Source organism: Parapedobacter tibetensis, from assembly GCF_024704835.1.
In the GTDB taxonomy this organism is placed as follows: Bacteria; Bacteroidota; Bacteroidia; order Sphingobacteriales; family Sphingobacteriaceae; genus Parapedobacter; species Parapedobacter tibetensis.
On the sequence record NZ_JAMXBE010000001.1, the window covers coordinates 579,850 to 603,170 of the forward strand.

Annotated in this window: 17 protein-coding genes; 7 read left to right on the forward strand and 10 right to left on the reverse strand. The window is 47.9% G+C overall.

The genetic code is table 11. From position 1 onward, the window contains the following. Positions 1-54: 54 nt before the first annotated feature. From NF543_RS02240 to NF543_RS02250, 3 genes are read right to left on the reverse strand one after another with little or no spacing between them, the layout of a single operon-like run. Complete coding sequence (locus NF543_RS02240; RefSeq protein ID WP_257666459.1) at positions 55-1,179, reverse strand: glycosyltransferase family 4 protein; 1,125 nt, start codon at positions 1,177-1,179, stop codon at positions 55-57. Then, positions 1,176-2,207 carry a glycosyltransferase family 9 protein gene (locus NF543_RS02245; RefSeq protein ID WP_257666460.1) on the reverse strand — a complete coding sequence of 344 codons (1,032 nt, stop codon included), beginning with the start codon at positions 2,205-2,207 and terminating at the stop codon, positions 1,176-1,178. The genes NF543_RS02240 and NF543_RS02245 overlap by 4 nt, the downstream gene beginning before the upstream one ends. Next, complete coding sequence (locus NF543_RS02250) at positions 2,207-2,809, reverse strand: DUF4254 domain-containing protein (protein ID WP_257666461.1); 603 nt, start codon at positions 2,807-2,809, stop codon at positions 2,207-2,209. The genes NF543_RS02245 and NF543_RS02250 overlap by 1 nt, the downstream gene beginning before the upstream one ends. A gap of 250 nt (positions 2,810-3,059) precedes the next feature. Between NF543_RS02250 and NF543_RS02255 the strand changes: the two genes are divergently transcribed. The 5 genes from NF543_RS02255 to NF543_RS02275 all read left to right on the forward strand — a co-directional run bounded on the left by NF543_RS02255 (position 3,060) and on the right by NF543_RS02275 (position 8,991). Continuing rightward, complete coding sequence (locus NF543_RS02255) at positions 3,060-3,938, forward strand: AraC family transcriptional regulator (RefSeq protein WP_257666462.1); 879 nt, start codon at positions 3,060-3,062, stop codon at positions 3,936-3,938. A 242-nt stretch (positions 3,939-4,180) separates the two neighbouring features. Continuing rightward, the gene (locus NF543_RS02260; protein WP_257666463.1) at positions 4,181-5,134 is read left to right on the forward strand and encodes a dihydrodipicolinate synthase family protein; all 954 of its coding nucleotides are present in this window, start codon (positions 4,181-4,183) and stop codon (positions 5,132-5,134) included. Then, positions 5,131-6,624, forward strand: coding sequence for an aldehyde dehydrogenase (NADP(+)) (locus NF543_RS02265; RefSeq protein WP_257666464.1), 1,494 nt, complete (start codon positions 5,131-5,133; stop codon positions 6,622-6,624). Before NF543_RS02260 ends, NF543_RS02265 begins: the two co-directional genes overlap by 4 nt. Before the next feature lie 53 nt (positions 6,625-6,677). Next, positions 6,678-7,685, forward strand: coding sequence for a 4-hydroxyproline epimerase (locus tag NF543_RS02270; protein WP_257666465.1), 1,008 nt, complete (start codon positions 6,678-6,680; stop codon positions 7,683-7,685). A 22-nt stretch (positions 7,686-7,707) separates the two neighbouring features. Then, the gene (locus NF543_RS02275) at positions 7,708-8,991 is read left to right on the forward strand and encodes an NAD(P)/FAD-dependent oxidoreductase (RefSeq protein ID WP_257666466.1); all 1,284 of its coding nucleotides are present in this window, start codon (positions 7,708-7,710) and stop codon (positions 8,989-8,991) included. Between the two features lie 27 nt (positions 8,992-9,018). Here the strand turns inward: NF543_RS02275 and uvrB are convergent, their stop codons facing one another. After that, a complete protein-coding gene (uvrB, locus tag NF543_RS02280) occupies positions 9,019-11,052 on the reverse strand; it encodes an excinuclease ABC subunit UvrB (protein WP_258171673.1) in 2,034 nt (677 codons plus the stop codon). A 154-nt stretch (positions 11,053-11,206) separates the two neighbouring features. Between uvrB and upp the strand changes: the two genes are divergently transcribed. Together upp and NF543_RS02290 are read left to right on the forward strand one after the other, a co-directional pair. Further along, positions 11,207-11,851, forward strand: coding sequence for a uracil phosphoribosyltransferase (gene upp, locus NF543_RS02285; RefSeq protein ID WP_257666467.1), 645 nt, complete (start codon positions 11,207-11,209; stop codon positions 11,849-11,851). Positions 11,852-12,035: 184 nt separating this feature from the next. Next, positions 12,036-12,509, forward strand: a complete 474-nt coding sequence (locus NF543_RS02290; protein ID WP_257666468.1) for a ribonuclease H-like YkuK family protein — start codon at positions 12,036-12,038, stop codon at positions 12,507-12,509. Positions 12,510-12,622: 113 nt separating this feature from the next. Here NF543_RS02290 and NF543_RS02295 read toward each other — a convergent pair whose 3' ends face one another. From NF543_RS02295 to NF543_RS02320, 6 genes are read right to left on the reverse strand one after another with little or no spacing between them, the layout of a single operon-like run. Continuing rightward, positions 12,623-13,831: a hypothetical protein gene (locus NF543_RS02295; RefSeq protein WP_257666469.1), complete on the reverse strand. Its 1,209-nt coding sequence runs from the start codon at positions 13,829-13,831 to the stop codon at positions 12,623-12,625. A gap of 23 nt (positions 13,832-13,854) precedes the next feature. After that, positions 13,855-15,255: a glycoside hydrolase family 2 TIM barrel-domain containing protein gene (locus NF543_RS02300; RefSeq protein WP_257666470.1), complete on the reverse strand. Its 1,401-nt coding sequence runs from the start codon at positions 15,253-15,255 to the stop codon at positions 13,855-13,857. A 7-nt stretch (positions 15,256-15,262) separates the two neighbouring features. Then, positions 15,263-16,639, reverse strand: a complete 1,377-nt coding sequence (locus NF543_RS02305; RefSeq protein ID WP_257666471.1) for a glycoside hydrolase 5 family protein — start codon at positions 16,637-16,639, stop codon at positions 15,263-15,265. A 35-nt stretch (positions 16,640-16,674) separates the two neighbouring features. Further along, positions 16,675-18,339, reverse strand: a complete 1,665-nt coding sequence (locus NF543_RS02310) for an FAD-dependent oxidoreductase (protein WP_257666472.1) — start codon at positions 18,337-18,339, stop codon at positions 16,675-16,677. Positions 18,340-18,391: 52 nt separating this feature from the next. After that, positions 18,392-19,858 carry a RagB/SusD family nutrient uptake outer membrane protein gene (locus tag NF543_RS02315; protein ID WP_257666473.1) on the reverse strand — a complete coding sequence of 489 codons (1,467 nt, stop codon included), beginning with the start codon at positions 19,856-19,858 and terminating at the stop codon, positions 18,392-18,394. A gap of 20 nt (positions 19,859-19,878) precedes the next feature. Continuing rightward, complete coding sequence (locus NF543_RS02320) at positions 19,879-23,223, reverse strand: TonB-dependent receptor (protein WP_257666474.1); 3,345 nt, start codon at positions 23,221-23,223, stop codon at positions 19,879-19,881. Positions 23,224-23,321: the final 98 nt, after the last annotated feature.

Below are 23,321 nucleotides of genomic sequence, written 5' to 3' on the forward strand. Positions count from 1 at the left end.
GTTAGAAATTTATATGGAAAAACACGAGGATGCAATTAAGGGGTCACTTAAGATTTATCCCCTCAATACGTTTCCATAGCATGCCATCAACTGCCGGGCAATGGGGGCATCATTGAATCGCTGGGCGTATTCAAACCCTTTATCAACCATTTCGGTTCGTAATTGAGTATCGGTAAGCAGGTCCTCGATGGCCTGGCCTATCCCCGCTACATCATCCGGGGACACATATGTTGAATGCGGGCCGCCCGCCTCAGGGAAACATCCGGTATTGGTAGTGATCACGGGCACACCGGAATGGAGTGCTTCAATAATAGGGATACCAAACCCCTCAAAACGGGAAGGATAAATAAATAATTTGGCTAACTGATATACGATAGCCAGTTCCCGAATGGACAATCCCTTGGCAAAAAGGACATTCTTTTGCAATCCATTATGCCGGATATAGGTCCTCACCTCCTTCGCATATTCGGTTTCTTTCCCCACAATGACCAAGCAAGTATCCGATAAATGCTTGATGGCTTTTACCACGGACAAGACGTTTTTGCGTTCCTCGATGGTACCCACATTCAGAATGAAAGAGGTAGGGAGGCTATATTTTTTTCGTATCTGTTCTTTTTCATATTCATCATACCGCTGTTTGAATGCCGGATGGCAACCTTGGTATATTACTTCTACTTTCGTTTCATCCACGTTCAGAAATTCGACGATGTCACGTTTGGTCTGCTCACTGATGGCAATGATACGGTCTGCCCGATGGGCAGCATACCTGAATTTACGGAAGTATATATTACAGTCGATATAAGAAAATAATTGTGGGTAGCGCACAAAAATAAGGTCGTGGATGGTGACAATACTTTTAATTCGATGTCGCCCAAGGCCAACGGGTATTTCGCCTGATAGCCCATGAAACAATTCGATACCATCCTTCTTCACATCGCCTACCATATTCCGTTGCCGCCATAAATTGTAAAACGTCCTATTGAAGCGAGATTGGGGCAATCGTTCGAACACATGGGTACCATTAGGTTCAAATAGCCTCTGCCGTGCGGATTTAGGGTTGTAGAGATAGTATTTGTTTTCAGGATAGTGTTCGCTCAGCATCCGCACCAAATCCCTTCCATAATTGCCTAATCCCGTTTGGTTATGGAATACCCGTTTTGCCTCATAGCCGATGTTCATAGACCTAGTTCCCTTAATTTATCGATAATCATTTCTGGAGCGATTAACTCCATGCTATCTTTTCCATTACAGATGCAGGGTTTGTTTCCATAGATGGAGCTTGGCCGTGCCGGATGGTCTACTTGTATGCAATCTTCCAGCCGTTGTCCGTACCCCAGGAAACCAGCATAAGGATGTGTTGCACCCCAGATGGATAGCGCACGTACCCCCATGAGGGAGGCCATGTGCATACCAGCTGAATCCATGCTCAACATGGTATCCAAGTTGGAAATGATGGCCAACTCCTGTTGTAAGGAAAACTGGCCAATGGTACTACATACATTTTCATATTTCTGCTGCCATGCACTCGCTATTTGCGCTTCCCATTCACCTCCTCCAAAGATAAAAATGGCATGACACTGTCTGTCGAGGTATTCAATTACCTTTTCCATACGCTCCAGTGGGTATACCTTAGGAAGATGCTGCGCAAAGGGAGCTATTCCGATCTTGGCTGCATGATCATCGGCAAACAACCGCTTTGCCGTTTCGGGGAGTGGCAAGCGTCGCCGATGCAGGGTATGGCTAAGCACGATAGGATATCCAAGTTGCCTGAATACATCCGCATAGCGCTCCACGGTAGGTTTCAGTGGTTTCAATATTTTATTACGTGGCCGCGTCAGCTCCTTTTTCTCTTTTTGACCTTTATCAATTTGTTGAATGGGAATCCCATTTGTGCGAAACAACGAAGATAGTACTCGGCTACGGATATTGTAATGCAAATCGGCAACCACAAGTGGTCTATAGGCCAGCAACTCCTTGAAAAGCTTGTATAACCCCTTGATTCCCTTGTGTGCATGGTTAGGATGGAATGGATGGAATAGCAGCCCCGGAATGTCCGCAAAAAAAGGTTTGAATACCTCCCTGCTTACCATGATAATACCGACACCTTGGTGTTGACTTGCAAATTCCCGCAATACACTTGCCACCATGGCCACATCGCCCATGGCTGAAAACCGGAGCACCAGAAGCCTGGGATTGCCCTGCTCCATCACTTGCCCGCATATAGTACCGGGTTGAGAGCCGGGTCGTTATACATTTTCATCTGCTTGTATACCTTCATGTATTTCCTGCCTGCCTGTATATCTTCAAGGAGTTCATCAATGCTGTGAGAAAGATCCTTTTGCTGTTCTACCAATACCGCTAGCTTACTTTTACATGCCGTGATATGCGCTAACGAGGCCTCTGCACGCAAAGTTTCCTGCCGCATGTGATAGATTTTGAGGGTTAGGATGGATAATCGGTCTATCGCCCATGCAGGGCTTTCCGTATTTATTTTGGCATCGTCGTGTGGCTCCACCCCGGCAAATTTCCGCAAGAAATAACTGTCAATGTATTCTACCGTATCTGTGCGGTCTTGGTTGGATTGGTCAATGCGCCTTTTCCATAGCAAGCCCGTTTCAGGATCAATATCAGGCCTACGAACTTCATCTTCCATGTGCCACTGTACGGTATCGATCCAGCACTTCAAATAGAGCAAATGTTCCAGCGAATCGGGGGGGTATGGGTTTGAGATATCATGGTCGATTTGATCATGGACATGGTACGCTGTTACTGCCTCGTCGAAAATCCGGTTTGCTTCTTCGCTAATCATGGTCAAACTTAGATAAACTTGGTATTTTTTACAAGTGTTAGTTTTTACGTTACAAGCTCCCACCAATTTATCCTTTTCTCATCGGCCATAGATAGGATGAAACCTGAAGCACAAAAGTGATACCAATACCAGGCATTTCTATTCAATTCTTGCCTATTAATAACCATATTTTAACCTATTTTAACAAATAGTTGCATAAATGAAGTTAATATCTGTATGTTTATATATGGTTTACTAACTTTATGCTATTATGAAAGCGCTCCAATTTACCATCCCTGTTGAGCCCGATAAGACTGTGATTGTACAGGAAGACATCGTTCCCCAATTTTATCCACACTTGCATAGGCATAAAGAGGCTCAGCTGATTTGGATTCTTAGGGGAGAGGGCACGTTGATTGCCGAAAACACGATGCACACATTCAAGCCAAACGATATTTTTATGATCGCCCCAAACCAATCGCATGTATTCAAAAGCAGTCGAAAGGAAGGGGGAAGCATTGAAAATGAGGGCATCCATAACATTTCCGTTTTTTATGACCCGAACGGCCATCTCGCCAATTTCCTCCAACTTCCCGAATTGAGTCAATTGAATGCGTTCTTGAAGGAATATAAATGTGGATTCAAACTTCCGGAGGACCATTTCCATTCGGTCTCCAAACGTATCTTGAAGCTCAAAGAGTCTAACAGTATGGATCAGATGCTGCATTTTCTCCATCTTCTCCGTATATTCTGCCGCATGACGCCCAAGCCTAGTCACCTTTCTACATTCAACAAAGAGCACATCACCGATGGGGAGGGGTTACGCATGGGTAATATCTACAACTACATTTTGCATCATCATCAAAATGCATTGACATTAGAGGAAGTGGCGGCCGAGGCTCACCTAACACCGCAAGCTTTTTGCCGATATTTCAAAAAGCATACGGGAGTTACCTTCGTTACATTCCTCAATGAGATGCGGATAAACCAAGCTTGTAAAAAACTCACAGCTGGCGAATATGATAGCATAGCCACCGTGGCCTATAACTGCGGATTCAATAGCATCACCAATTTCAACCGGGTGTTCAAAAGCATAGCCGGAGCATCGCCCAAGGAGTATTTATCCAAGTATCTCCACAACGTACAATGACCTATCCTGGCGGCATATTGTCACTTAACCTACATGATGATTGGATACCACGACGAAGCAAATGTTAATATTTGCACAATATTGATTAATTAGTAAGTGGTTTGAGCTAGCCATTGCGGCTATCTTTGTGCAATCCCAAAACGATATTGCACCTTATTTTGGTGGGGTTAAGATTGGAAAACACATACGTATAACAGCAAGGGCATTGCCCCATCATTAAATTAAAAGGTATACTAAAAGACATGAGTAAAAAGGAACTTTGGCATGGGGTCTACCCTGCATTGCTGACACCGTTTACGGAAGACGGAGCGATTGATTATGATATGTTCAAGAAAAATTTCTTCGCGCAGATTGATGCCGGGGTCTCCGGGCTGATCATTGCGGGCACGTTGGGTGAGGCCAGTACATTAAGTAGGCAAGAGAAATTCGATTTGCTTGCCTTCACGAAGCAACACATTCCTGCCCATATACCCATCGTCCTCAACATCGCGGAACAAGCTACTGCCGAAGCGGTAAGCATTGCGGAAAAGGCTGAAGAGCTTGGCGCCGATGCATTGATGTTACTCCCTCCGATGCGCTATAAAGCTTCAGATAGGGAAGTGGTGTATTATTTCAGGACGATTGCAAAAGCCACAAACCTACCTATCATGATCTATAATAATCCTGTAGATTATGCCATCAATGTAACCGTAGACATGTTTGCAGAATTGGCTGAAAGCCCCAATATCCAAGCGGTGAAGGAATCTACCCGCGACCTTACTAATGTAACACGGATGATCAACCGTTTCGGCGATCGGTTTAAGGTATTGGGAGGCGTAGATACCATCGCGTTAGAAACACAACTTATGGGTGCCATCGGTTCGGTTGCCGGATTGGTAGATGCCTTCCCTCGTGAAACTGTCGCCATATACCGCTTGGTCAAAGCGGGTATGTTGACAGAAGCGTTGGCGATATACCGTTGGTTCATGCCATTGCTGGAGTTGGACATCCATCCACGCCTTGTGCAATACATCAAACTTGCAGCTACTGCAGAAGGTCTCAGCAATGAATATGTAAGGGCACCAAGGCTTACATTGGAGGGCGAGGAAAGGGCACGGGTTCAAAAAATTATCGATGATGCTATTAAAACACGACCAGAATTGCCAAATTACTTAAATTTACCGCTAAATTCGGAAATCGAAAAAGCATCATTATGAGTGAAAACACATCAATTCAGGCGATAGAAGGCCTCCTTACGTTGGCACAGGAAGCATTTTTAACCTATAAACGCTCCAATCTAAAGCAAAGGGCTTCGTTTATGCATCAAGTAGCCGACGAAATCGAAGCTTTGGGACCGGAACTTATCGCCGCGGCACAAGCCGAGACGAATCTTCCGGAGGCCCGGTTGATGGGTGAAAAAGCGCGGACAGTCTTTCAATGGCGTAGCTATGCGGATGCATTGATAGCAGGAAATGTATTGGATATACGAATCGATACGGCTACTCCAACGCGTACGCCTCCCAAACCGGATTTACGAAAGACCTGTACAGGGTTGGGTATTGTAGTGGTATTTGGGGCAAGCAATTTCCCTTTTGCATTTTCTACTGCAGGAGGCGATACGGCTTCTGCAATTGCTGCAGGCTGTCCTGTCATCGTGAAGACCCATCCTGGCCATCCGAATACATCTGCCTTGATGGCCGGTGCTATAAGCACTGCCGTTCAAAAAGCCGGCCTGCCAATAGGCTTGTTTGCAGAGGTGCGTAGCGATTCATTTGAGGGCGGCCAGTTCCTGGTATCCCATCCATTGGTCAAGGCCGTAGGCTTCACCGGTTCATTCGCGGGTGGCAAAGCCTTGTATGACTTGGCGGCCAAACGCCCTGAACCCATACCTATCTTCGCCGAAATGGGCAGCGTAAACCCGGTGTTTCTCCTACCGAAAAAACTGGAAAATGCAGCGGCAGAAATGGCAAAGCAATATGCTGCCTCCTTGACATTGGGCGTAGGGCAATTCTGCACCAACCCCGGAATCCTTGTTGTGCCCAATCACCCGGAATTACAGCACTTCCTTCACGTTCTGAAGCAAGAGATTGATAATACCGCGCCTGCACGCATGCTGCATCAAGGTATTTCCGATGCCTACCACAAAAATAAAGCGGTATTATTAGCACAAAGTGGAGTGAAGGTCCTTGCAATGGCAGAAGGTGTTTCAGCGGGCAATCATGGAAGTGCTGTGGTAGCCTCCGTCAAGGCCTCTCAGTTTTTGGCTAATGAAAAATTAGGTCATGAAGTATTTGGACCATTCGGCCTAGTGGTTACCTATGACAACCTCGAAGAAGCGGTTGCCCTAGCCCAAACCTTGCCGGGACAGCTCACAGCTACCCTATTAGCCGAACAGCAAGACTTAGAAAGTCATCAAACATTAATCGAACTACTTACCGAAAAATGTGGACGTCTGCTATTTAATGGATTCCCTACTGGGGTGGAAATATGCTATGCCATGCAGCATGGAGGGCCTTATCCCGCAAGCACCGATAGCCGTTTCACTTCCGTGGGACCAGATGCCATCAGACGGTTTGCTCGGCCATTGAGCTACCAAAATTGGCCGGATGAATCCCTGCCAGATGAACTGAAAAATGCTAATCCCTTGGAAATTTGGCGTACGGTTAATGGCGAGTTGACTAAAGAACCTATTGATTTTAGATTGTAGATTTTAGATTGGCTGACAGCTGATAACCGATAGCTGAAGGCCGATTGCTGACGATGAAAAAAACATTCTCATGCATCGATGCCCATACCTGCGGCAATCCAGTAAGACTGGTAACTGGTGGCGGGCCATTGCTACAAGGCAATAGTATGATGGAGCGTAGGCTCCATTTTTTGGCCGAATACGATTGGATACGGAAAGGGCTGATGTTTGAACCGCGGGGCCATGACATGATGAGCGGCAGTATCCTCTATCCCCCTGTAAATCCCGCTAATGACATTGGTGTACTCTATATTGAAACCAGCGGTTGCCTTCCCATGTGTGGGCACGGCACCATCGGCACAGTCACCATTGCCATAGAAGAAGGATTAGTCATACCGAAAATCCCGGGCAAGCTCCGCCTGGAAACCCCCGCCGGATTGGTACTGATTGATTATATCCAAGTGGAAAAGAAGGTGAAATCGGTGAAGTTGACCAATGTTAAATCTTTCTTGGCCGCCGAAGGACTTACCGTCGAATGCCCGGATTTGGGAAACCTTAACGTGGATGTGGCTTATGGGGGAAACTTCTATGCGATTGTTGATCCGCAGAAAAACTTCAAAGGGCTGGAACACCATACGGCCGACCAATTAATCAGTTGGAGCCGGATATGCCGCCAACGGCTCAATGATCAATATACCTTTATACACCCCGAAGATAAAAACATCAACGGACTGAGTCATATTCAATGGACAGGTTCCGTACTTGACCCTACTTCTACAGCGCGTAATGCGGTATTCTACGGCGATAAGGCGATAGACCGTTCACCTTGCGGTACGGGCACATCAGCCCGCATGGCGCAATGGCATGCCAAGGGCAAACTCAAAAAAGGTGATAAGTTTGTACATGAAAGTATTATAGGTTCCAAGTTCGTCGGTACCATCGAAGAAGAAGTGGCCGATGCGTTTGGTGATGGGAGGCCGGCTATCGTGCCAGGTATTGAAGGGTGGGCCATGGTGACGGGTTATAATACCATCATCATTGATGATGATGATCCCTATGCGCATGGATTTCAGGTGATTTAGTCATTAGTCGTTAGTTAAAGAAATGGTTTCAACCAGCCAACCCAATACAACCGCAGCTAGTGGAACCGCCCTCGTCATTGGTGGTGGTATTGTAGGCCTTGCTTCAGCATATTATTTGGCCAAAGACGGATGGCAAGTGACCGTTGTGGATAAAGGCGATTTTTACGACAACTGTTCATACGGCAATGCGGGCATGATTGTACCGAGCCATTTCACTCCGATGGCTGCTCCCGGTATTGTAGCACAAGGCATCAAATGGCTATTCAATAGCCGGAGTCCCTTTTATATGAAGCCTTCGCCAAGTCTTTCGCTTATATCATGGGGGCTTAAATTTCTCAAGCATGCCAATGAAAAACATGTAAAACAATCTGCACCGCATATTCTGGGCTTAAATGTATTAAGTAAAACACTGTACAACGAGCTTTCCGTGGAATTGGGTGATGAGTTTGGTCTAGCGCATAAAGGCATCCTGATGCTGTATAAAACGGAGAAAACTGCCGAAGAGGAAATCCACCTTGCAGGTGAGGCCAAGGCATTGGGGCTAGAACTTGATATCTTGGACAGCAAGCAGGTACAGGCCTTGGAACCTGATGTGCAGTTGGATGTGATGGGCGCCGTACATTACCGGAGTGACGCTCACCTCTATCCGCCTGCCTTGATAGCGCTTTTAATCGCCAAAATCAAGGCTATGGGTGTCCGGCTCGTACCGAATGAAGAAGTGGTGGATATCCTTCACCGCGATGGAAAAATCACTGAAGTTATTAGCGAGACAAATGAATTTCATACAGACATCGTGGTACTTACCGGTGGTGCTTGGTTGCAAGGATTGGCCAAAAAGGTTGGGTTATCCATCCCATTGATGCCCGGAAAAGGGTATTCCTTCATGACTACCGCATTTGATGGTAAAGTGAGGCATCCATCCCTATTGCTGGAAGCACGTGTGGCGCTTACTCCCATGGGTGGCAAGGTACGCATTGGTGGCACGATGGAGCTTGGTCCTATCAATCACCATATCAATATGCACAGGGTAGAAGGTATCGTGAATGCCATACCGGAATATTATCCCGGATACCGGTTGCCCATGCCTGACAAAAAGGAAATTTGGCATGGGTTCAGGCCTTGCTCACCAGACGGCCTTCCCTATCTGGGGTATTCGAAAACCATTAATAATTTGATTGTGGCGGGAGGCATGGGCATGATGGGGCTCAGCCTTGGGCCCGCGGCCGGAAAAATTGTGGCTGAGCTTGCCCTTGGCCAAAAACCTTCGGCTGATATCATATTATTCAACCCCCAACGGTACCATTGATCGTAGTTTTAGCTGGAAAATTGAACCTTATAAGCCGAACAATTCCGCATAAGTCTTCTCCAACGCAAACATCTCGTCACGCAATTTGGCTGCCTGCAGGAAATCCATTGTTTTGGCTGCCTTTTCCATGTCTTTACGCACCTTATCGATGGACTGACGTAATTGAGGCTTACTCATGTATTGAACCAACGGATCGGCGGCTATGCTACTGGTGGGGTCTGGTTCTACGTAGATATTGGCTTCGCCACCTTTAAAGCTAGCCACCGAGGTTTGCCCCATGATGGATTCCCGCGATTTACCCACCGTACGCGGTGTGATGCCGTGCTCCTCATTGTAGTGGACCTGTTTTTCGCGACGACGGTTGGTTTCCTCAATGGTGGTGCGCATGCTATCTGTAATCGTATCCGCATACATGATTACCCTGCCCTTATCATTCCGTGCGGCGCGACCGATGGTTTGTATAAGTGCGCGCGCTGATCGGAGAAATCCTTCTTTATCTGCATCTAAAATGGCCACCAGAGTCACTTCGGGAAGATCGAGCCCCTCACGGAGGAGGTTGATCCCTACCAACACATCGAACTCGCCCAAACGCAATCCCCGCAAAATTTCCACCCGCTCCAAGGTCTTGATTTCCGAGTGGATATAACGCACACGGATACCCAATTTGGCCATGTATTTAGTCAGCTCCTCACTCATTCGTTTAGTAAGAGTAGTCACCAATATCCTACCTCCTTCCTTGGTCACCTTGTCTACTTCATCCAGCAGGTCATCCACTTGATTGATAACCGGCCGAATCTCAATCATGGGATCTAACAAACCGGTAGGGCGTATCACCTGCTCCACCACCACACCTTCTGTCTGCTGCAATTCGTAATCGCCCGGTGTGGCGCTCACATAAATGGTCTGTGTGATGAGCGATTCGAACTCGGGAAAATTCAGCGGTCGGTTGTCTAATGCCGCCGGCAAACGGAAACCATATTCTACTAATGACATCTTCCGCGAACGGTCGCCTCCATACATGGCTCGGATTTGGGGGATGGTTACATGGCTTTCATCAATTACCATCAGGTAATCATCCGGGAAGTAATCAAGCAAGCAGAACGGACGCATGCCCGGCTGTCGGCCATCGAAAAACCGTGAATAATTCTCAATGCCACTGCAATACCCCAGTTCACGCATCATCTCCAGATCATAATTGACACGTTCCTCTAACCTTTTGGCTTCCATGGGCCTGCCATCCGCCAACAATTGCGTTTTGCGCAACTCCAATTCCTCTCCTATGGCCCAGAGCGATTGCGTAAATTTCTCCTTTGGTGTTACAAACAAATTAGCCGGAAACAACGCCATGTTTTCCATTTTCTCCAAGGTCTTACCCGAGATAGGGTCAATGACACTCAGTTCATCGATTTCATCCCCGAAAAAAGAAACGCGATATGCCTCGTCCATATAAGCAGGAAACACATCCACCGTATCGCCTTTGACACGGAACGTACCGCGTTTGAAATCAGTGGTGGTGCGTGCGTACAATATCTCTACCAGCCGATGCAGAAATGCATTCCGGCCAATGACTGTACCCACCCCAAAACGGAATATCGATCGGGAAAAATCCTCTGGATTACCCATACCATAAATACATGAAACGGATGATACCACAATCACATCCCGTCTGCCCGACATCAAGGCCGATGTGGTGCGTAGGCGCAATTTTTCAATTTCGTCGTTGATGGCGAGGTCCTTCTCGATGTAGGTATTCGATGACGCGATATACGCTTCCGGTTGGTAATAATCATAGTAAGACACAAAGTAATTGACCGCATTATCAGGAAAAAACTGTTTGAATTCGCCGTAAAGTTGTGCTGCCAATGTTTTATTGTGGCTTAAGATCAACGCAGGTCGTTGGGTTTGTTGGATGACATTGGCAATGGAGAAGGTTTTGCCTGAGCCAGTCACCCCCAACAGGGTTTGGTACATCTCGCCGGCGTTGACTCCTTCCACCAACTGACGGATGGCCTCGGGTTGGTCGCCTGTCGGTGTGTATGCTGAGGTGAGCTTAAACTTCATGTGAATTGGGAAGATAGTATGCTTTGGAAAAACTTTGTTACATCGGAATTGTTTACAAAGGTACAAAATAACAAGCAGACCGGCATCTGTCAGTCGGCCGATTATCAATAAGAGCCGTGTTTAATCGTCTATAAATTATACCTATATTTACACAATGGTCCATATCTTAACCCAACAGAATAGTGTTGCCAACCATTTCCTTGCCGAGCTGCGCAATGTAGAAGTGCAACAGGACCGCATGCGTTTTCGGCGGAACCTTGAACGTTTGGGAGAAATATTTGCTTACGAAATCAGCAAAACACTGCCTTATGAACCAATTGAGATCGAGACACCGTTGGGCCTCGCAGAGACTTCCTTGTTACAGGAACAGCCTGTACTGGCCACCGTCATCCGTGCAGGATTGCCTATGCATCAAGGTATGCTCCATGTTTTTGACCAAGCCGAATGTGCATTCATTGCCGCTTACCGCAAGGCTAAGAAAAGCGGAACCTTTGAAATCCATAAGGAATATGTGAGTACCGTTAATCTCGATGGCCGTATTGTGATTTTGGCAGACCCCATGCTGGCTACAGGCAAAACCATTGTACTTACCTGTAAAGAGCTACTGGACGAATTTGACATCAAAAGTCTTTATATTGTAGCGGCGATTGCCAGCGAGGAAGGCGTTGCTCATGTACGTGCATTCCTGCCCCAAGCACAACTATGGGTGGGCGACGTAGACAGCGAGCTTACTAGCAAATCGTATATAGTCCCTGGTTTGGGTGATGCCGGAGATTTGGCTTTTGGGGTAAAAGAGTAATAGCAGTAGGCTGATAGCTGACATCCACCTGTTGAAAACCAACATTATGTTAATAAAAACATAACGCTAAGTTGTTGGGATTAAGAAAGTTTTGCACTTATCTTTATATGATTTTTGACCGATGTGGATTATCGATGTGGAAAACTACCATTGGTCTTTATATTACCAGCTAAATCCGATCAGTATGACTTGGAAAAAATTCAGTGGCGAACCCTTACGCCAACCCATTCTTGACGAAGTATCCACCACCATTGTCCGTGAATATGCTCTGGGCAACAAGCTCAAAGTCTGTATCGGTACGGACTCCCAAGTAAAGGGTGCCACCACCGAGTTTGCTACGGTCATCGTGTTTGTACGCGAGAAGAAAGGCGGATTCATGTACATCCATCAAGACCGAACCACTCAAAAAATGAGCATCAAGGAACGCATGCTTGCCGAAGTACAGCGCTCCATTGAGATTGCCTATTCGCTCTGCGACATGCTTGACCGCTATGATGTAGATCTTGAGGTACATGCCGATATCAATACCAACCCCATGTTCAAATCCAATCAGGCCTTGCACGATGCCATGGGTTATATCCTCAGCATGGGATTTGTATTCAAGGCCAAGCCGGAGGCCTTTGCCAGCTCAGCATGTGCGAATAAAGTGGTGCAGTAGATGGTCTCTCGGGTGACCCGATGGGCATATGGTTCGCCATAGGATATTGGGTAGGTCTGCTTGTCCTAGTGCAAGCACAGATAGAACCACGAAAAGCAAAAGGACTATCCTGATCATTGCTGTACCTTTACTTCCAATACCATGCTGTCCGCATTGTTTTCCGGCACCTTGGTGATCCGTATCAAACCGTGTTTTCCGTCTGCCGTCTGGAATACAGTTACATTGCCGACCGCCAAGGCTGATAGTGCATTGGCGGTATTGGCCACCCCTTCAAAAATTGAAATCAGTGCATCGTCCTTTTCGATGGCTTCGAATGCAGCTTCAGTAACTGAAGATGTTACATTCGCCAGTTTTGTATTGTTACGCGTTGGCCATTCACCCAAAGCATCGTCTCCCGAATTGGCTGCCGTATAGATGAATTGCGCAGCATTTTGGAAATCGGGCGCCGCTAGGTTGCCCCGTGTACTGGAACTGTAGAACAACAACAGGTCAATGTCGGCGCTGATTGCAGCCACACCTTGCCTGAAATGCACGCTTCCTGTCGCCAAATTCAGGAAATGCCCGTGTTCGGCACTCATTTGGGAGCCCAGTTCCGCAGTGTAGGTAATGATAGGCTGTGGTGCACGATCCCCGTCCACCGTAACGGTGTATGTAACCTCGGCCGTTTTCTCTTCTTCATCAGTTACCCGGACGGTAAACACCAATTCCATGCCTGCATCGTCGTTGCCGGGTGAGAAGGAAAACCGGTAATCCGTAGCGAATGGGTCGGCAAACTCCGTTTGGGTCAGGCTGTCGATGGCCATTCCGTGCAATAGGGTTTCGATTTTACGGATCTCCATTTCTGAAACAACCTGTATTTCAAATTCCAGGTGCTCATCGATAAATATGGTTTCCGGCAGCTCGCTTGGCAATAGCATGGAAATGTTGATAGGCGCTTCCTCCACTGTTACATGATGGGTGGCCGTGGTGGTATATCCACGCTTGTCGTGTGCAACGATGACAAAGGTCAAATTCCTCCCGATATCAAACCGCGTTGGCGTAAACAAAAAACTGTAGGTGTCCGAACTCGCATTTTCGAAGCTGTTTTTTTCACTGCCGGCTACGGACTGGAAATCCATTCGCACTTCAATTTTCTCAAGTCCAGCGGAGGCCTCTACCCCCACGTCAAATGCCAATTCGCGCCCAGCATAAGCTGTAGTCGGCAATCCCGGTGGAAGCACGACGTTAAAGGTCGCAGGCTCTTCCATTTTCTCACAGGCGGTATGCAGGCTTGCAACAGCAAACGCAACCACATAAAATAAGAAAAAGCTGATTCTTTTCATCTCAATAAGTTTTTATCGGTCAATTATTCAACAAGAAAGGGGATGACGGCGCTCGCAACCTTGTTATGGTCGTCCTTTACATAAACGTATAGCCGATAGGTCCCTGCGGACGGAGCGGTGAATGTAACCGTATGCGCTCCGTTCGAATTGATCAGGCCGGGAATGCCGAGATGCGGCCCGCCATCCGGTGCCACCGCGCCTTCCGGCGAAATCAGCCATTCGTATTCCAGTGGGTCACCATCAGGGTCGCTGGCCAGTACAGTAGCATGATTGGTACTGTCGGCGATTACTTTGATGTTCTCCTCGGCACGTTTCCCGTTCAAAAGCACTTTTTCCCTCGAAGTAATCATGGGGGCGCGATTAGCAGGATATTGGCCGGTCCAGCAAAATTGCATGGCGTCCGCCGCACCAAAAGCGCGACCCTCGCTGTTATGCAATCCGAACCACGTCGCTACTGCTCCGTGGGTTTGATACCCCCACATAAACACGAAAGAACCGATGCAGCCGTTGTTTATATTGCTTAAAATGTGGTCTTGGAAACAGTTTCGGTAGATCTGTTCCTTCTCGGTACTCGTTTGTTCTACCAATGCCCCCCACTCCAATATTCGCTCCGGTTCGGGGTTCATCTGCCAGGTGCCACGAGGTCCAAACTCGGTAATCATATAAGGCTTTTCCCAACCGGCCGATTGTATATTACTGAGTACGTTTGGCAGGGATGGCGCATACATATTGATGGAAAGAATATCCAATTCCGGTGCACGTTCAATGATGGCCCGGATTTTATTAGGATCAGAATTGCTCAGCGCCGCGGTCGTCGGATGATCTGGATCTTCTTCATGGATCATCGCACAGATGTCATTGACCGCGTCCCAAAGCTTGAGATTCGTATAAGATGCTTCGGCTTCATTGCCCACAAACCATACCAGCAGCGCGGGGTGATCCTTGTATTGACGGACAACTTCGGTAAATTCCTCCAACTGTTGTTGTACCAATTCCTCGTTGTCGTAGTCAAAACCATCGGCCTCACGACGTACGTATAGCCCAAAACCGACCGCTATGCCGTTCGCGTGGGCAGCATCAAGCACCCGCTGAGTATGCTCGTTTACGCCGTACGTGCGTATCGTATTCCCCCCGTAATCGGCTAACATGCCATAATAATAGTCCGGACGATCGTCTACGTACGTTGACGCGCCGGGAGCAGCACCGCGTATATAAAACATTTCCCCTTCGCGGTAAAGCCGCCACCGGCCGTTTACGTTCACTACCTGCACCTTTTCGGGCCCCAATTCAGGTTTGTTCGGTGTTGGATCTTCGTTTATTGACGCGTTTTTACTACACCCGAATAGCATGCTGATACACGCCGCGATGGAAACAGCACGGCACGTGTTCGACACAATCATATAGGATATCGTTTTGATGTTCATTTTTCCACTAATTTTCTTCCACTCGAAATGGTATAACCGCACTGGCCAATTTATTGTGATTGTCTTTTACATACGCGTAAAGCCTGTAATTCCCGGTAGCCCAAGCCCTAAACCACGCTTGGTTTCCGGATATCGTAAGGACCCATCCGGGCAAGCCGGGATGAGGGCCGCCATCCGGACCGGGAACTCCTTCGGGGACAAGCACCCAATCGTACGTCAGGGGGTCTCCATCCGGGTCTGTTGCCACCACCTTGGCCCGGTATAGGTTTCCTTTTGTCAGGTATATAGCATCTTCAGCGTGCTGTCCTTCCAAGGTCATATCGTTTCGTGATGCGATTACCGGCGCACGGTTGGCAGGATACCAGTCCGACCAGACCCTTTTCATGATGTCAGCCGCGCCGAAAGACCTTCCTTCGGTGTTATGAAACCCAAACCAAGTACGTACGGCCCCGTGTGTCTGGTATCCCCAAGCAAAAGCGAACGAACCGAGGCAGCCATTGTCAAAGTTTGCTTTTATGTGCTGGTTGTAACTGCTTCGGTAAATTTCGGCCTTTTCGGTACTGGTTTGTTCTACCAATGCCCCCCAAGGTAAAATCCGGTTCGGTTCCGGGTTCATTTGCCAGGTGCCGCGTGGGCCGAATTCGGTAATCATGTAGGGTTTTGTCCAGCCAGCGTTCTGCAGATTGCCCAGCACCGCGGGTAAATTGGGCGCATAGGAATTGATGGAGATAAAATCCAGGTCAGGCGCCCTGCTGATGATTTCCGTTATTTTTGCAGGTGCAGAATTGACAAGCATTGTCGTCGTCGGATGGTTGCCGTCTTCTTCATGGATCATTTCCGAGATGCCGTTTATGGCATTCCATAGCTTTAGGTTTGCATACGACGCATCCGCCTCGTTGCCTATGCCCCATGTCAGCAAGGCTGGGTGGTCTTTATACGTAAGCACTTGTTGCCTCAGGTTTTCCAATTGTTGTTGCACCGCTGTCGCGTTGTCATAATCAAAACCGTCGGTCTCCCTGCCTACCCAAAGGCCCAGGCACACGCTGATACCGTTGGCGTACGCGGCATCCAATACATCTTGCGTGTATTCATTGACACTGTACGTCCTCACCGTGTTTCCACTGAAAGATTCCAACTCCGATAAATAGTAACTCGCGTTGGGATAGGTGGATTTGCTGGCCGCGACCCCTTTTACGATATAGTTTTGTCCGTTGCGTTTTAACCTCCATACACTGTTCTCTTTCACAACGGTCACGATAGCCGGCCCTTCCTCTGTGGTTGCTGTCTCGGTTAGCTTATCGGTAAGTTTCAACGCTGGGTCGATGGCGCTTCGTTCACAGGAAATCGTCAAAATTGACAGTGCAAAAATGAATAATCTCTTCATAATATGATTAGTTTTGTAATTGGTTATAAGGGTATTTACTTCACGTCAGGCACTGTTATGATTTGTCCATCCTGGAGCAATTTGGCCCTTAACTTTCCATAATCGAGCTCTTGTACGGTACATTGCTCATCCAATGATAGTGCAGCGGCCGTTCCGGCAGATTGACCAAGCACCATGTATACCGGTTCCATACGGATGGAGCTAAATGCGATATGCGAAGCCGACAAACATATCGGCACCAACAAATTCTCGCACTCCTCTGCCTTCGGGGTGATGGATTGATAGCTAATTTGGTAAGGGCCGGTACGCAAACCACGCCCATACACTGAGCCTTCATTCCTAAGTTTACCTTCAGCATCGACAACACGCGATACGATATGGCAGTCGAGCATGTACGTACCCACCGCTACTGGATCAGAGGCCGCTACCCGATTCGCAAGTAAGCAGTTGTGCTCCGTCATGATATACTCGCCGATCATCCTTCTCGACTCACGCACATAGAGTTGATAAGGGAAATGATCATTGTCTGCAAATTCATCCTTTGGCAATCCCCACGCTGCCATTTCCGTCCGGATATGCTCAGGAACCCGTTCGTCATTTCCCAAAAACCACAGCATACCCAATGCATAGTCCCTGTGTCGTTGTGCAATTTCCTCCCGCGTAGCATAATCGCCTTCCGGATAGTCAAAACTAGCTCCGAAAAAATCCAAATGATTCGTATCGGTTTTTTTATTGGGCATCGGAGTAAGCGTGATGATCTGTTGCAGTTGTTTATCTGGATTAAGCTCCAAAAACCGCGCAAGAACTTCGTGCCACAATGGGTTGTAGCCTGCTGGCTTTTCAATCGGCACTCGATTTTCGGGGTCATTGGTCAACGTCATCCGGTAGCAGAATGCTTGCGTCCGTTTGTCAGCTTCACCTTCGCTTCCCCACAACTGTGCATCGACGAATGGTAACAAACCTGAACTAGAATCTCCCTTGATGATGTATGGATCTACCGATTGTTCGCCATTACCGATGACCTCGTTGAGTACAATCCCATTGTGGAATTCCCCGTACGTGCTATTGGCTTCCCTTCCGATGACATACGATATATTTGCCAGCTTCATCAAGTCTCCTTCGTAGCTGGCATCGATAAACCGCTTGGCAGCATACGAACTACCTTGCTCCGTCCGAATGCGAGCAATCTGTTGTCCCTCTTTTTCCACCCCTTTTTCCAAATCCAGTCGCTCATTATACACCACAGTGACACCAGCTTTCTCAAGCATCTCCTTCATGATTTCTTCAGCCACATGGGATTCATAAACCCACTGCATGCTGAGTGAGTCATTCTTGCCTGTAAAAGTCCTTTTGAGACTTGACACGAAAAACGACTCTCGGTCTTGGTTTCTCCATGCCTCTGGCCGTTCGTAATACGCATATATATGCTGATAAAATTCACGGGCAATTCCTCCGATCAATGTATTCCTGTTTATATCTGTGGCTGTCAATCCCGAAGTAGCAACACCACCCACATGGTCTGTATCCGATATTAGGAGTACCGACTTGTCCATCCGTGCCGCTTGGATCGCCGCCATAACACCCGATGCAGTTGCCCCGTACACACAGATATCATATGATGTTTTCCCAACTTCACACCCAGTTAGCCAAGAAAAGCAGGTGATCAACAGTACTAAAAAGTAATTGGCATATTTCTTCATGTCTCTTCTTTATTTATGTAGCCATTTATTGTTTTATAGTTGTTCGTTTTCCCTAGTACCCTGTATTTTGCGTGAGCAACGGGTTAATGATTAATTCATCCTGTGGTATGGGAAGCAACACATGGTGATCTTCCACCAAGACGGTGGGGTCTTGTACATTCATCATCTCCTTCAGTTTGCCCATGCGCAGCAGGTCGTAGCGACGCTGCCCTTCAAACGCAAACTCAAGCCTGCGTTCCAGCAGTATACTGTCACGAAACTGTGTTTGCGTCAAACCGGTCGTGAGGTCGTGAGGTGACGGCACGGTCGGCGGCACACCAAAAGCCCGTCTCCGTACTTGGTTAAAGGCATCATATGCAGCTGCATTGCCAGGACTCATTTCATGCAGTGCTTCAGCGTACATGAGCAGGATATCTGCATATCGGGCAATGAAATAATTATTGCCTCCGTCGTTTACATCAAACGCATCCGGATCCTGGTATTTATTCACATAAAAGGGATCGCGGATTGACGCCGGTGCCGTCGGCACATACAGTACATTGACGTCCCGACGTTGGTCGCCCGGTGAATACGCTTCGTAGTGGCTGCGGGTAACGGGGTTATCTCCGTAGCCGCCGAACCCTCCCGGCGGCACCGGCATGACCAGTGCGGATGGTTTGAAAAATCCGGCATAGGAAGACCCATTGGAGTTACCGGCCGTGCCCATACTCATATATTGAATTTCAAATATGGATTCGGTTTTGTTCTTGTTGGAAATTTCAAAGACTTCACCATAGGTCGGCCAAAGCGAATACAGTCCACTTTCCATGAGCCCACGGGCTTCATCTGCCGCCTCTTGAAATTGTTTATTGTATAAATATGCCTTCACAAGCATCGCTCGTGCAGCCCCCTTTGTTGCCCGTCCGATATCACGGGATTCATAGATTTCCGGAAGGTTGTCTTTAGCAAACTGGAAATCCGTGATAACCTGTTCGAAGGCCGCGTCCGCAGACGATCTGGCAATTTCTAATCCATCCAACGTCTCGGTGGCTGTTAAGACTAAGGGGACACCCCCGTATAACCGGACAAGGTTGAAGTACATCAGCCCCCGGATAAAATGGGCTTCTCCAAGAAACTGCTTTTTCTTTTCTTCATTGATGTCCATCCCGGGTACGTATTTTAAGGCGATATTGGTTCGGTTGATATTCCGGTAGTGCACCTCCCAGTATCGGTAAATAACTTCCGAAGCGGCGGTGAACGTAAATTTGTCCATGGACAGTTTATCCGCGTTTCCGGTATTGCGGCCAAAGCCCCACTCAGCATCATCTGTGCCTTGCGATTGGACAGTCTCATTAAACTGGTTGTAGATATCGTGGGATCCCAACGAAGAATACATAGCATTTACTGCCGCCTCCGCATCGCGTTCATTCCTAAAAAGATTTTCGGTCGTATTGATCCCGTCCGGGATTTGTTCCAGCTTAGCACAGGATACGGCTAAGACCATTGCTGGTATAACAATTATTAAGCTTTTCAAGTTCATCGCTATCACATACTAATGGGTTAAAAACTAGCATTTAGGCCGAAGGTAATGGTCCGTACGGTCGGATAAGCTCCGGAATCATACCCTTGTCTCACGTTATTGCTGGCATAGCGGTTTGTTTCCGGATCCATACCTGTATAATTGGTAAACGTAAGCAGGTTCTGCGTGTTGACATATACCCTCAGTATCCTAATTGTCTTTCCAAATCCAGTGTGGTGTAGTGGGATTGCATATGCCAATTGCACGTTTTTCAACCGAAGATAGGATCCATCTTCAACATACCGATCGTGGGCATCATCTGTTGCCCTAGTAGAGGAGGCCCTGGGTATAATCGTATTCCGGTTATCGGGAGTCCAGCGGTCTAGTACCGTGCTGCGCTGGTTAACGATCCCCCTCAGGTTCTCCAGCGATACCAAGTTCTGGTTATACAGTTGGTTGCCGTACACAAATTGAAGGAAAAAGGAAAAGTCTATTCCCTTATACGAAAAACTGTTGTTAAACCCTCCATAAAAACTAGGTTGCGCATTGCCCATAACCTGCCGATCCAACGCATTCATGACACCGTTTCCGTCCACATCCACAAACCGGATATCGCCGGGCCTCGCCGAAGGCTGTGCACCATCAGCGACCTCTTCAATGGTTTGGAAAACCCCTCGGGTTCTGTAGCCGAGAAAGTTGCCTAGTGGTTCGTCAACCCTTAGCACCGTAGTAGAAACCCCTGCAGGAATAATCTCCTCTTCCAATCCTAAGTCAAGCACTTTGTTGCGGTTGAACGAAATATTAAAACCCGTATTCCAAGAAAATGCCTTGTTGATCGGCACGGCATTTAGGGAAAACTCAAGACCTTTGTTTTCCAGCGACCCGATATTTTTCACTCCGCTGGTGAATCCCGATGTTGCCGGTACGGTCACATCCAATAACAAATCGTATGTTTTTTTATAATAGACATCGGCAGCGAGGGTTAGCCGGTTGTCAAAAAAACCCATCTCCAATCCCACATCGGTTTGTGCCGTGGATTCCCAGCGTAAATTTTGATTCGAGATTTGATCGGGCGTGATGCCCTGCGCGATCTGATCATTAAATACATAGTTGGCCCCACCCCAAAGGTCGAGTGCCGGATAGTTTCCGATGCCATCTTGATTACCGGTAATACCATGACTGACGCGCAGTTTAAGATCGCTGAACACATCCAGGTTGCGGATAAATTGCTCCTCAATGGCCCGCCAGGCAAACGCTGCGGAGGGGAAGAAGCCCCATCGGTTGTTCTTACCAAAGCGGGACGAACCGTCGTATCGTCCTGTAAGTGTCAGCAAATACCGGCTATCGAATCCATAGTTGACCCGGGCGATCCAGCTGAGGATTGTCCAGCCTGCGGTACCTGAGCTGGGTAGCGTGGCCTGATCCGGATTACCAAGCCCGAGGTTGTTGCTTCCAGTGTTGTCATTGAGAAAGCCCGTTGCTGAAGCCCCCAACTGCTCATAGCGAGACGATTGTTGCGTATATCCGGCCAACGCTTCTAGGCGATGTGCTCCGGCTGTATAGGTATAATTCAGGGTATTCTCGTTTAACCAGATGATGTTTTGGTTAGTAGAAACCGATGCATTTCCGCCAACCAATGCACCATCATATACCGTTTGTGGCAGATATGAATCCTGCTTCATAAACGACGCATCCAAACCCCACATCGTCCGGAACGTAAGCCCTTCGGCAAGATCGATACTTCCATAAATGTTACCCAGTGCTCGCATTACCTTGTTCAGGTTCTTGTAGTCATTAAGCAACGCCACGGGATTGTTGAAGGGCAGGCCCTGATTATTAAATTGCGTATAGGTTCCGTCCGGTTGCCGTATCGGCAGGTTGGGAGCCGTGGTAAGCATGGAGAATAACGAGCCGCTGCTCACGCGGGTTGTATTCACCCTGCTGAACGTAAGGCTATTGCCCAGGGTAATCCGCTTATTCACCTTGCGATCAAAATTGAAGCGAAGCGAGTAGCGCTCCATGTCGGACGATTTAATGATTCCCTGTTGGTCAAAATAGCTTAATGTCAGCAGAAACCGGTTGGTGTCATTCCCTCCGGACGCCGACAGCTGGTAGTTCTGAAGGGGTGCGCTGGAGCGAAATAGCACTCCCTGCCAATCGGTGGTTACGGGATTTAATGCTGGATCAAACAGCAGTGCCCCCCCCTCGGCAACGCTGGCTTCGTTTGCCAGTGTTTCAAATTGTTTGGCATCCAGCAGGTCATAACGGCGAAGCTCCTTTTGGAATCCGGAGTTAATGTCCAAATCAATGCGCACATCACCGGCACGCCCCCGTTTCGTGGTGATAAGCACGACACCGTTCCCTCCGCGCGAGCCGTAGATTGCGGTAGCCGAGGCATCTTTCAATACCTCCATAGACTCGATATCTGCTGGGCTTATCGTATTCAGCGGATTTAATGACGTTGCATCGTTAGGGCTCACATACACGGGCACCCCGTCGATAACATATAGCGGCTCGTTACTGCCAGTGATCGAATTTCCGCCTCTTATCCGGATGGTGCTTCCTGCCCCGGGTTGTCCCGAATTCTGGATCAGAAACACCCCGGAAACCCTACCCTGCAAGGCTTGATCCATCGATCTAAGCGGAACACCTTCCAAATCACTCACCTTAACGGAAGATATGGCCCCCGTGATGTCCGACCGTTTCTGCGTACCGTATCCCACCACCACCACTTCATCCAAGTCGCTCATCGCTGCATTCATCGAGATATCGATTGTCAATAGGTTTTCAATTGTCCGTTCAACGGCCTCGAAACCCACAGTGGTAAACACCAGCGTATTCCCATTCGCTGGAATGGTTACTTGATATCTGCCAGCTTCATTGGTAATGACAGCTACCGAGGTACCCTTGACGGCTACCGTTACACCGGTCAACGGCTGACCAGATTCATCGGTTACCTTACCAGTCACGGTTCGTTGCTGCACAAATTCTGTTATCTCCTGACGTTTACTATGCGTCATAGCCAACCTACGAATCAGCACTGTCTTTTCCTTAATTTGATAGGTCAACGCCTCTCGACTCAACACCGTTTCAAGAAAATCTGCCAGTGGCATGCGCTCGGCTACGATTGTGACCAGCTTAGCCGACTTGACAAAACGATCGCTATAAATCACCTGATAACCGGTCTGTTTTTCGATGGTTTCAAATATCTTAGTAATCGGTTGCTTGTCTGCATAGAGGGTAATCGTCTGCGACAGGGTTGTCGCACTTAGATGCATGCACCCAACAACGAGCAATAGCATGGTTATTCTCATAATACGGAATAATTGGGCTAATTCATCGGGCAGTTTTCTCCTGCCCAATGGGGGAATTACATAATTTATCATTACGTTTGTACAGTTTGGATATTGGATAATCCGGTTTCTAATACTTGGTTTTATTAGGGCAATATCTGGACGCCTCAGGGAGGTGGTGATGACACTTC

Coding starts and splice junctions, on each gene's coding strand:
- NF543_RS02240 (WP_257666459.1), bottom strand. CDS start 1,179: ATGAACATCGGCTATGAGGCAAAACGGGTATTCCATAACCAAACGGGA.
- NF543_RS02245 (WP_257666460.1), bottom strand. CDS start 2,207: ATGGAGCAGGGCAATCCCAGGCTTCTGGTGCTCCGGTTTTCAGCCATG.
- NF543_RS02250 (WP_257666461.1), bottom strand. CDS start 2,809: ATGATTAGCGAAGAAGCAAACCGGATTTTCGACGAGGCAGTAACAGCG.
- NF543_RS02255 (WP_257666462.1), top strand. CDS start 3,060: ATGAAAGCGCTCCAATTTACCATCCCTGTTGAGCCCGATAAGACTGTG.
- NF543_RS02260 (WP_257666463.1), top strand. CDS start 4,181: ATGAGTAAAAAGGAACTTTGGCATGGGGTCTACCCTGCATTGCTGACA.
- NF543_RS02265 (WP_257666464.1), top strand. CDS start 5,131: ATGAGTGAAAACACATCAATTCAGGCGATAGAAGGCCTCCTTACGTTG.
- NF543_RS02270 (WP_257666465.1), top strand. CDS start 6,678: ATGAAAAAAACATTCTCATGCATCGATGCCCATACCTGCGGCAATCCA.
- NF543_RS02275 (WP_257666466.1), top strand. CDS start 7,708: ATGGTTTCAACCAGCCAACCCAATACAACCGCAGCTAGTGGAACCGCC.
- uvrB (WP_258171673.1), bottom strand. CDS start 11,052: ATGAAGTTTAAGCTCACCTCAGCATACACACCGACAGGCGACCAACCC.
- upp (WP_257666467.1), top strand. CDS start 11,207: ATGGTCCATATCTTAACCCAACAGAATAGTGTTGCCAACCATTTCCTT.
- NF543_RS02290 (WP_257666468.1), top strand. CDS start 12,036: ATGACTTGGAAAAAATTCAGTGGCGAACCCTTACGCCAACCCATTCTT.
- NF543_RS02295 (WP_257666469.1), bottom strand. CDS start 13,831: ATGAAAAGAATCAGCTTTTTCTTATTTTATGTGGTTGCGTTTGCTGTT.
- NF543_RS02300 (WP_257666470.1), bottom strand. CDS start 15,255: ATGAACATCAAAACGATATCCTATATGATTGTGTCGAACACGTGCCGT.
- NF543_RS02305 (WP_257666471.1), bottom strand. CDS start 16,639: ATGAAGAGATTATTCATTTTTGCACTGTCAATTTTGACGATTTCCTGT.
- NF543_RS02310 (WP_257666472.1), bottom strand. CDS start 18,339: ATGAAGAAATATGCCAATTACTTTTTAGTACTGTTGATCACCTGCTTT.
- NF543_RS02315 (WP_257666473.1), bottom strand. CDS start 19,858: ATGAACTTGAAAAGCTTAATAATTGTTATACCAGCAATGGTCTTAGCC.
- NF543_RS02320 (WP_257666474.1), bottom strand. CDS start 23,223: ATGATAAATTATGTAATTCCCCCATTGGGCAGGAGAAAACTGCCCGAT.